This window comes from Pseudomonas sp. AOB-7 (assembly GCF_003696305.1).
In the GTDB taxonomy this organism is placed as follows: Bacteria; Pseudomonadota; Gammaproteobacteria; order Pseudomonadales; family Pseudomonadaceae; genus Aquipseudomonas.
In genome coordinates this window covers 43,462-52,977 of sequence record NZ_RFFK01000019.1, presented here as the reverse complement: position 1 = coordinate 52,977, position 9,516 = coordinate 43,462, and the positions used below count along the sequence as shown (strand labels likewise).

Sequence of the window (9,516 nt, the reverse complement as noted above, 5' to 3'; positions counted from 1 at the left end):
AGCGCTGAAGTGGCGCGCATTCTACCGCCAGCAGAACGCGCGTCAAGCATAAATTGCAGTTTTATTACTCAGCCTTGAGCGTGATGCGCGCAAAGGCCTTCTTGCCGGCCTGGCAAACGTGGGTCGCCCCCACCTTGAACAGAAAGGCCCGATCGACTACTTCGCCATCCACGCGCACACCGCCAGAGCCCAGCAGGTCGCGCGCAACGGCGGCGTTCTTCACCAACCCCGCCTTATTAAGGACGGAGGAAATCGGCATATCCTCGGCCGAGGCCAGTTCCACCTCGGGCAGATCCTCGGGCAGCTCGCCTTCTTTCATGCGGTTGCCGGCAGAACGATGCGCAGTGGCCGCCGCCTCTTCACCATGGAAGCGGGCGACGATTTCTTCGGCCAGCTTGATCTTGATGTCGCGCGGATTGGCGCCCTGCTCGACGTCGAGCTTGAACTGCTCGATCTCTTCCATGGAGCGGAAGCTGAGCAGCTCGAAGTAACGCCACATCAGCGCATCCGGCATGGACACCAGCTTGTTGTACATCACCCCCGGCGCTTCCTGGATGCCCACATAGTTACCCAGGGATTTGGACATCTTCTTCACGCCGTCCAGCCCTTCCAGCAGCGGCATGGTGACAATGCACTGCGACTCCTGCCCATAGGCGCGCTGCAGCTCGCGCCCCATCAGCAGGTTGAACTTCTGGTCGGTGCCGCCAAGCTCGACGTCGGCTTTCAGCGCCACCGAGTCGTAGCCCTGCACCAGCGGATAGAGGAACTCGTGAATGGCAATGGGCTGGTTGCTGGTGTAGCGCTTGTCGAAATCGTCGCGCTCGAGCATGCGCGCCACGGTGTACTGCGAGGCCAGACGAATGAAGTCGGCCGGCTTCAGCGCATCCATCCAGGTGGAGTTGAACGCGACCTCGGTCTTGGCCGGATCGAGGATCTTGAACACCTGCTGCTTATAGGTCTCGGCGTTATCCAGCACCTGCTCGCGGGTCAGCGGCGGGCGGGTGGCGCTCTTGCCGCTGGGGTCACCGATCATGCCGGTGAAGTCGCCGATCAGGAAGATCACCTGATGCCCCAGCTCCTGGAACTGACGCAGCTTATTAATAAGCACGGTATGGCCGAGGTGCAGATCCGGCGCGGTCGGATCGAAACCGGCCTTGATCCGCAGCGGCTGACCCCGCTTGAGCTTCTCGACCAGCTCCGCTTCAACCAGAACCTCTTCCGCACCGCGCTTGATCAGCGCCAGCTGCTCTTCGACCGACTTCATGACAGGACTCGCGACCACTCGAAAATGAAAGGGAACCAACCATACAAGATCGCGAACTAATTACAAGTTTTGCCCCGGGCAAGCGCCCGTACGTCTCCGCTCGGCATGTCAAGGGTTGCCCCACGCCGATTTTGGTTATATTTTATACAGTTAATGCATATTCCAAGAAAACGCCTCACGCCATGACGCAAAATACTCCCAAAGCCCCGCCCTACCCGAAGAGCCATATCCTGGCCGCTAGCGGTGTAGCTGCGCTGCTGAGCCTGGCTCTGCTGGTGTTTCCTTCGCGCGAAGTCGAAGCGCAGAAGACCTTCCTCGACCTGGATCTCGGCAACGATGCCGAACTGGTACTGCAGGAAAAGGACGACCTCCGAGCGGGACAGCCCGCCACCGGCGCCGCCTCGCCTTTCGCCAAGATCGAGCAGGGTGCGGAGAACGCCGAACACAGCGCCGGACATGACGCTGATGATAAGAATCTCGAAACAGCCGACTCCCCCCCCACCGATCCCAGCCAACACAACGTCACCGTCAGCAACGGCGATACGCTGTCTACCCTGTTCGCCAAGGTAGGCCTGAGCGCCAACGACCTGCACGAAGCGCTCAACAGCAGCAAGGAAGCCAAGCGGTTCAGCCGCCTCAAGGTCGGCCAGGTGCTGGCGTTCGAACTGGATGAAGCCGGCAAGCTGAAGCACTTGCAGAGCAAGCTGAACGATCTGGAAACCATCCGCCTGAGTCGCAGCGACAAGGGCTTCGACTTCCAGCGCGACCTGGTCAAGCCGGAAGTTGTCACCACCTACAGCCATGGCGTGATCAACAGTTCGCTGTTCCTCTCCGCCAAGCGCGCCGGCCTCTCCCACGGCCTGACCATGGAGCTGGCCAACGTGTTCGGCTACGACATCGACTTCGCCATGGATATCCGCGAGGGCGACGAGTTCGAGCTGATCTACGAAGAGAAGGTAGTCAACGGCAAGCGCGTCGGCACCGGCAACATCCTCTCGGCGCGCTTCACCAATCGCGGCAAGACCTACACCGCGGTGCGCTACACCAGCAAGCAGGGCACCACCAGCTACTACAACGCCAACGGCGAAAGCATGCGCAAGGCGTTTATCCGCACCCCGGTGGACTTCGCCCGAATCAGCTCGCGCTTCTCCACCGGCCGCAAGCACCCGATCCTGAACAAGATTCGCGCGCACAAGGGCGTGGACTACGCGGCGCCGCGCGGCACGCCGATCAAGGCAGCCGGCGACGGTCGCGTCAGCCTGGCCGGCCGTCACGGCGGCTACGGCAACACCGTGATCATCCAGCACGGCCAGCGCTACCGCACCCTCTACGCCCACATGCAGGGCTTCGCCAAGGGCATCCGCAATGGCAGCACCGTCAAGCAGGGGCAGATCATCGGCTATATCGGCACCACTGGCCTGTCCACCGGCCCGCACCTGCACTATGAATTCCAGGTCAACGGTGTGCACGTCGACCCGCTGAGCCAGAAGCTGCCGATGGCCGATCCCATCGCCGCCAGCGAGAAGCAACGCTTCATGCAACTGAGCAAACCGCTGATGGCGCGCATGGACCAGGAAAAGGCCACCATGCTGGCCGCCAACCAGCGCTAAGCCATGCCTCTCTATCTCGGCGTGATGTCCGGCACCAGCCTGGACGGACTGGACATCGCGCTGATCGAGCAAGAGCAGCACACGCGCCTGCTCGCCACCCTCTACCGGCCCATGCCGGATCGGCTACGCAGCGAACTGCTGGCGTTGTGCGCCTCGGGCGCCGACGAGTTGGCACGCGCGGCGATGGCCGAACAACAGTGGGTCGAACTGGCCGCCGCCGCCATCAATGAGCTTCTGCAGCAGCAGAACCTGACTCCGCAACAGATTCGCGCCATCGGCAGCCACGGCCAGACTGTGCGCCATGAGCCGGCACGCGGTTTCACCATCCAGATCGGCAACCCCGCCCTGCTCGCCGAGCTGACTGCTATCGGCGTGGTCGCCGACTTCCGCCGTCGCGACGTTGCCGCCGGCGGCCAGGGCGCCCCGCTGGTACCGGCCTTCCACCAGGCACTGTTCGGCGATAGCGCACGACATATCGCGGTGCTCAACGTCGGCGGCTTCAGCAACCTCAGCCTGCTCTCGCCCGGGCAGGACGTGCTGGGCTTCGACAGCGGCCCGGGCAACATCCTGCTCGACGCCTGGATTCAGCACTGCCAGGGCCTCGCCTATGACCGCGATGGCGCCTGGGCGGCCAGCGGCAGGGTGCACCCCGAGTTGCTGAACCGGCTACTGAGCGATCCCTTCTTCGCGACACAAGGCCCCAAGAGCACCGGCCGCGAGCTGTTCAATCTCGCCTGGCTGCTTGGCCATCTGCAAGCACTGCCGCCGCTGGCCGCCGAGGACGTGCAGGCGACCCTGGTCGAGCTGACCGCGCGCAGCATAGTCGGCGCCCTGCGCAGCGCGCAGGGCCGTACCGACGCGCTGCTGGTATGCGGTGGCGGCGCGCACAACGCCTGCCTGATGCAGCGTTTGAGCGAGCTGCTGGCGGATACCGAAGTGAGCAGCACCGCCGCTCAGGGCGTCGATCCGGACTGGGTCGAAGCCATGGCCTTCGCCTGGCTGGCCCACTGCGCGCTGGAAGGCATTCCAGGCAACCGCCCGAGCGTTACCGGTGCGAAAGGACTGCGCATCCTCGGCGCCATCTATCCAGCGTAGAAACCTAGCGCAGCAGAGTGGGCGTAGCCCATCAACGAAAACGCCGCGCACAGGGCGCGGCGTTGGTTATCAGCGACAGGCTCAGATCGAGAACGACGAACCGCAGCCGCAGGTGGTGGTGGCGTTGGGGTTCTTGATCACGAAGCGCGAACCCTCCAGACCTTCCTGATAGTCGACTTCGGAGCCGGCCAGGTACTGGAAGCTCATGGCATCGACCACCAGGCTGACGCCTTCGCGCTCGACTATGGTGTCGTCCTCGGCCACGTCCTCGTCGAAGGTGAAGCCGTACTGGAAGCCCGAGCAGCCGCCGCCCGTGACGAACACGCGCAGTTTCAGACGCGGGTTGCCCTCTTCATCGACCAGGGTCTTCACCTTGCTGGCCGCACCCTGGGTGAAGTGCAAAGGGGCGGGGGTGAAGGTTTCGACGCTCATGCTGTGACTCCCGGCGCCATGCGCCATACTGCGTTGGGCGTGCATTATCCGCTTGCCCCAGAAAATTGGTCAACTATTGCTCGGTGTCCAGCGTTTCGGGCAGCTCCAACGGCCGCACGCCGTCCTTCACATGGCACAGGCGGCCTTCGATCTGCGCGCCCATGGCCATTTCCATCAGGCTGTAATGCAGATTGCCGCGCACCCGCGAGCGCGCGCCCAGCTCCAGATGGCCGCTGGCGAACACATCGCCGCTCACCTCGCCGTCGATGACTATATGGGGTGCGCGCACCTCGCCTTCAACCAGGCCGCCGACGCTCACCCGCACCAGCCCCTCGCTGGCCAGCAGATTGCCGGTGACCCGACCATCCACCTGTACCGCCCCCTGAAAACGCATATCGCCCACCAGTTCGGCACCGGCGGCGATCAGGCTGGTCTTGCCGCTGAAACGCTGCAAGTCGGGCTTGGCCTTGTCTTTATTCCACATTGGCGGATGTCACTCCTCATCAATCCATTCGAATGTACGGTCCAGCGGCTTGTCGCCCTTGACCTCGGCGCGAACCTTGACCTGACGCGGCTCGAAGCCTTCCGGCAGCTCCAGTTCGGCGAAGCGTCCGGCTTCGGGGAAGGACTGGAAGTGTTTGAAGGAGAAGGGAATCGCCGCCTCGCCCACTTCGTCGGACAGCGCCGACAGTTCCAGACTGACGTCCTTGCCGCCCTGTCGCCCCTCGATGGTGACGCGCAGCTGCCCCTGCAGCGGCTCGTCGCCCGTGCCGACCCGGCTCAGCAGCAATTTGTAGCGGAAACGCCGCGGGACGTCCGTGGCCTGCAGCTCAAAGGCGCGAATGCGCAGGCCTTCGCGACGACTGGCAGGCGCCAGCACGCCCTTGTAGAAGGCCAGGTCCTGTTGCTGCTTGAAGATCTGCTCCTCGAGCAGCTTGATGGTACGGCGGTTCTGCTCCATGGCCTGCTGGGTGACCTTCTCGCTACTGTCGACCACCGCCAGGCGCTGGCGCAGCAACTCCAGCTCCTGTTCCTGTTCGGCCAGGCGGGTGAGCTGGGCCTGGACCTCAGCCTGCTCGGCCTGTGTCTGCCGCTCGCCCCACCACAGGCCGAGGACAAAGGCCAGCGGCACGCTCAGCAGCAACAGGAGCAGCAGGACGCGGCGCCGGCGTTCGCGGCGCGGGTCGCTGACGCGGACCTCCCAGCCCGGTGTCACGGCAGCAGGGCCGCGTGCGACAGGCCGAGGCGCTCGTCGAGACCGAAGAGGATGTTCATGTTCTGCACCGCCTGACCGGAGGCGCCCTTGACCAGGTTGTCGATCACCGACAGCACCACCACCAGCTCGCCGCCCTGCGGCCGGTGCACGGCGATGCGGCAAACGTTGCCGCCGCGCACGCTGCGGGTCTCCGGATGGCTGCCGGCCGGCATCACGTCGACGAAAGGCTCATTGGCGTAACGTTGCTCGAACAGCGCCTGCAGGTCGACCGCGGTGTCGGCCACGCGCGCATAGAGGGTGGCGTGGATGCCGCGAATCATCGGCGTCAGGTGCGGCACGAAGGTCAGGCCGACCTCGCCACCGGCGGCCAGGCGCAGCCCCTGGCGGATCTCCGGCAGGTGGCGGTGGCCCTTGACCGAGTAGGCCTTCATGCTTTCGCCGGCTTCGCAGAACAGCGAACCGACGCTGGCGCCGCGCCCGGCGCCGCTGACGCCGCTCTTGCAGTCGGCGATCAGGCTGGCGCTGTCGGCCAGGCCGGCTTCCAGCAGCGGGATCAGGCCGAGCTGGGTGGCGGTCGGGTAGCAGCCGGGCACGGCGATCAGGCGCGCGCCCTTGATCGCCTCGCGGTTGACCTCGGGCAGGCCGTACACCGCCTCGGCCAGCAGCTCCGGGGCACCGTGCGGCTGGCCGTACCACTTGGCCCACTCCTCGGCGTCCTGCAGGCGGAAGTCGGCGGACAGGTCGATCACCCGCGTGCCGGCGGCCAGCAGTTCGCCGGCCAGAGCATGGGCGACGCCGTGCGGGGTGGCGAAGAACACCACGTCGCAGGCGCCCAGGGTGGCGACGTCGGGCACGCTGAAGGCCAGCTCCGGGTAGTGCCCGCGCAGGTTGGGGTACATCTCGTCGACGCGCAGGCCGGCTTCGGAGCGCGAAGTGATCACCGCCACCTCCGCCTGCGGGTGCTGCGCCAGCAGACGCAGCAGTTCGACACCGGTGTAGCCCGTGCCGCCGACGATACCGACCTTGATCATCACATGCCCCTTTGCAAAAACCATTGGAAAGGTGCCGATGATAAAGCCGCATCGGCCAAGCTCCAACCGCGCAGGTGACGCAGGCCGTCGCCTGCCTCTACTATCGAGGACATTTTCTGCCCGAGGATCGGCAATGCTCTATCTGTGGCTCAAGGCTCTGCACATCGTCGCCATGGTCTGCTGGTTCGCCGGCCTGTTCTATCTGCCGCGGCTGTTCGTCTACCACGCCATGAGCACGGACGCCGCCAGCCACGAGCGTTTCTGCACCATGGAGCGCAAGCTCTATCGCGGCATCATGATGCCCTCGATGGTCGCCACCCTGGGCCTCGGCATCTGGCTGCTGAGCCTCAACCCCGGCTACTACTTCGCCCAGGGCTGGATGCACGTCAAGCTCACCCTGGTGATCGCGCTGGTGGTCTATCAGCACCTGTGCGGCGCCCAGCTCAAGCGTTTCGCCCGCGGCGAGAACACCCGCAGCCACGTGTTCTACCGCTGGTTCAACGAGGCGCCGGTGCTGGCGCTGCTGGGTATCGTCATTCTGGTCGTCGTCCGCCCCTTCTGAGGAATCCGTCATGTCCCTGCCCGCCCTGCTCGAACAACGCCTGCGCCTGCCGCTGATCGCCGCGCCGATGTTTCTGGTGTCCAACCCGGCGCTGGTCGGCGCCTGCTGCAACGCCGGCATAGTCGGCAGCTTTCCCGCGCTCAATCAACGGGAAAGCGCCGGCTTTCGCGCCTGGCTCGACGAAATCCAGGCCAGCCTGAGCGCCGACGCCGCGCCCTACGCCGTCAACCTGATCGTCCATCACAGCAACCCGCGGTTGCAGGCGGACCTGGCGATCTGCGTCGAGCGCCGCGTGCCCATCGTCATCACCAGCCTCGGCGCGGTGAAGGAAGTGGTGGATGCGGTGCACGGCTACGGCGGCCTGGTGTTTCACGACGTGACCACCCGCCGTCATGCGGAAAAGGCCGCCGAAGCCGGCGTGGACGGCCTGATCGCGGTCGCCGCCGGCGCCGGCGGCCATGCCGGCACCTGGAGTCCCTTCGCCCTGCTCGCCGAGATCCGCCAGTTCTTCGACAAGACCCTGCTGCTGTCCGGCTGCCTCAACCACGGCCATGAGCTGCTCGCCGCGCAACTGCTCGGCGCCGACCTGGGCTACATGGGCACGCGCTTTATCGCCAGCCAGGAGAGCAACGCCTCCGACGATTACAAGCGCATGATCCTCGCCGCCCACGCCGCAGATATCGTCCACACCCCGGCGGTCTCCGGGGTGCCGGCCAGCTTCATGCGCCAGAGCCTGGAGCAGGCCGGCTACGACCTGAAGCAGCTGCAGAACAAGGCCGACATCAACTACGGCGAAAAACTCAAGCCGGTGGACGACGAGGCCAAGGCCTGGAAGACCGTGTGGTCGGCCGGCCAGGGCGTCGGCGGCATCGACGACCTGCCCGCGGTCGGCGAACTGGTGGCGCGCCTGGACGGCGAGTACCGCGCCGCCCTGCAGCAGGCCGACAAACTGGGGCAACGCTGGCCGCGATGAAGCGCCGTCAGCTGCTCGGCCTCGCCGCCCTCGGCCTGCTCGGGGCCTGGGCGCTGCGGCCGCGCGACCGCGGCCAGGTGCACGACGCCTATTTCGCCGGCCTCAACCGCCTCATGCACGCCGAAGGCAACGGCATTGCGTCGCTGCTGCTCGATCTGGATCGCCTCGACGCCAACGCCGAACTGCTCGCCCAGCAACTGCCCGAGCGCTTGGCGCTGCGTCTGGTGGCCAAGTCGCTGGCCAGCGCCGGGCTGCTCGACTACCTGGCCAAGCGCCTGCGCACCCAGCGCTTCATGGCGTTCCACCAGCCGCAGCTGAACCAGCTGGCGCGCAGCTTTCCGCAGGCCGACCTGCTGCTGGGCAAGCCGCTGCCGGCACAGGCGGCGCTGAACTTCTATCGCCAGCTGCCGCAGCACCTGGGCTTCGACCCCGCGCGCCAGCTGACCTGGCTGATCGACAGCGAGACGCGCCTGAGCCAGTACGCCGAGCTGGCCAGGGCGCTGGGGCAACCGCTGCGCATCGCCCTGGAAATCGATATCGGCCTGGCCCGCGGCGGCTTCGCCGATCCCCAGGCGCTGGGCCAGACCCTGCAACGGCTGCGCCGGCAACCGGGGCAGCTCCAGCTGCAGGGGTTGATGGGCTACGACGCCCAGGTCGCCCACGCCCTGCCCTGGCTGAGCCAGGAGCGTGCGTTCGCCCAGGCCAACGCGCGCTATCGCGAGTTCGTCGCGGTGGCGCGAGGCTTTACCGAGCTGTGGCCGGCGCAGCCGCTGCTCAACGGCGGCGGCAGCCTGACCTACGCCCTGCACAGCCGACTGGACAGCCCGCTCGGCGAAGTTGCCCTCGGCTCGGCCCTGCTCAAGCCGGGCGACTTCGATACGCCGCTGCTGGAGCAGCACCAAGCGGCACTGTGGATCGCCAGCCCGGTGCTCAAGGCGGTCGACGGCGCCCTGCCCTTCCTGCACGCGGCGCAACCGCTGCTCGCCGCCTGGAACCGCAATCGCCAGCGCGCCTACTACCTCCAAGGCGGCCGCTGGCCGGCGACGCCGGTATCGCCGCCCGGCCTCGCCTACGACTCGCTGTACGGCCGCAGCGCCAACCAGGAACGCCTGATCGGCAGTGCCGCCAGCGGCCTGAGCACAGACGACTGGGTCTTTCTGCGCCCGGCGGTCAGCGAGGGCCTGCTCGGCGACTTCGGCGAACTGCAGCTGCTGCGCGGCGGCCGCCTGGTCGGACGCTGGGCCGCCCTGCCCGGCGGCTGAAAGACCGGCGCGAACTGCGGCGCAGGCCGCTTGTGTATTGGCCTGTCGGCACTCTAGGCTTAGCTGACCTC

Annotated in this window: 10 protein-coding genes; 5 read left to right on the top strand and 5 right to left on the bottom strand. The window is 66.1% G+C overall.

Going from position 1 to position 9,516, the window contains the following annotated elements:
* Positions 1-64: 64 nt before the first annotated feature.
* Complete coding sequence (tyrS, locus tag EA796_RS21800; RefSeq protein ID WP_122110138.1) at positions 65-1,264, bottom strand: tyrosine--tRNA ligase; 1,200 nt, start codon at positions 1,262-1,264, stop codon at positions 65-67.
* Positions 1,265-1,446: 182 nt separating this feature from the next.
* On the opposite strand from tyrS, the gene EA796_RS21795 reads away from it, so the two are divergent.
* Positions 1,447-2,874 carry a peptidoglycan DD-metalloendopeptidase family protein gene (locus EA796_RS21795; protein WP_122110137.1) on the top strand — a complete coding sequence of 476 codons (1,428 nt, stop codon included), beginning with the start codon at positions 1,447-1,449 and terminating at the stop codon, positions 2,872-2,874.
* A 3-nt stretch (positions 2,875-2,877) separates the two neighbouring features.
* Positions 2,878-3,969 carry an anhydro-N-acetylmuramic acid kinase gene (locus EA796_RS21790; protein ID WP_122110136.1) on the top strand — a complete coding sequence of 364 codons (1,092 nt, stop codon included), beginning with the start codon at positions 2,878-2,880 and terminating at the stop codon, positions 3,967-3,969.
* Positions 3,970-4,050: 81 nt separating this feature from the next.
* On the opposite strand, the gene erpA is transcribed toward EA796_RS21790, so the two are convergent.
* The 4 genes from erpA to argC form a co-directional block, all read right to left on the bottom strand.
* Positions 4,051-4,401, bottom strand: coding sequence for an iron-sulfur cluster insertion protein ErpA (gene erpA, locus EA796_RS21785; protein WP_021443725.1), 351 nt, complete (start codon positions 4,399-4,401; stop codon positions 4,051-4,053).
* A gap of 73 nt (positions 4,402-4,474) precedes the next feature.
* The gene (locus EA796_RS21780; RefSeq protein WP_021443726.1) at positions 4,475-4,885 is read right to left on the bottom strand and encodes a polymer-forming cytoskeletal protein; all 411 of its coding nucleotides are present in this window, start codon (positions 4,883-4,885) and stop codon (positions 4,475-4,477) included.
* A gap of 9 nt (positions 4,886-4,894) precedes the next feature.
* Positions 4,895-5,617 (bottom strand): DUF6776 family protein, encoded by a 723-nt coding sequence (locus EA796_RS21775; protein ID WP_256679243.1) that lies wholly within the window; start codon positions 5,615-5,617, stop codon positions 4,895-4,897.
* Positions 5,614-6,648, bottom strand: a complete 1,035-nt coding sequence (argC, locus tag EA796_RS21770; RefSeq protein WP_021444856.1) for an N-acetyl-gamma-glutamyl-phosphate reductase — start codon at positions 6,646-6,648, stop codon at positions 5,614-5,616. The genes EA796_RS21775 and argC overlap by 4 nt, the downstream gene beginning before the upstream one ends.
* Positions 6,649-6,781: 133 nt before the next feature.
* Here argC and hemJ point away from each other — a divergent pair, with 133 nt between their 5' ends.
* The 3 genes from hemJ to EA796_RS21755 are packed head-to-tail and all read left to right on the top strand — an operon-like array spanning position 6,782 to position 9,445.
* Positions 6,782-7,210 (top strand): protoporphyrinogen oxidase HemJ, encoded by a 429-nt coding sequence (gene hemJ / locus EA796_RS21765; RefSeq protein ID WP_122110135.1) that lies wholly within the window; start codon positions 6,782-6,784, stop codon positions 7,208-7,210.
* A 10-nt stretch (positions 7,211-7,220) separates the two neighbouring features.
* The gene (locus EA796_RS21760; RefSeq protein WP_122110134.1) at positions 7,221-8,183 is read left to right on the top strand and encodes a nitronate monooxygenase family protein; all 963 of its coding nucleotides are present in this window, start codon (positions 7,221-7,223) and stop codon (positions 8,181-8,183) included.
* Positions 8,180-9,445 carry an alanine racemase gene (locus EA796_RS21755; RefSeq protein ID WP_122110133.1) on the top strand — a complete coding sequence of 422 codons (1,266 nt, stop codon included), beginning with the start codon at positions 8,180-8,182 and terminating at the stop codon, positions 9,443-9,445. Before EA796_RS21760 ends, EA796_RS21755 begins: the two co-directional genes overlap by 4 nt.
* Positions 9,446-9,516: the final 71 nt, after the last annotated feature.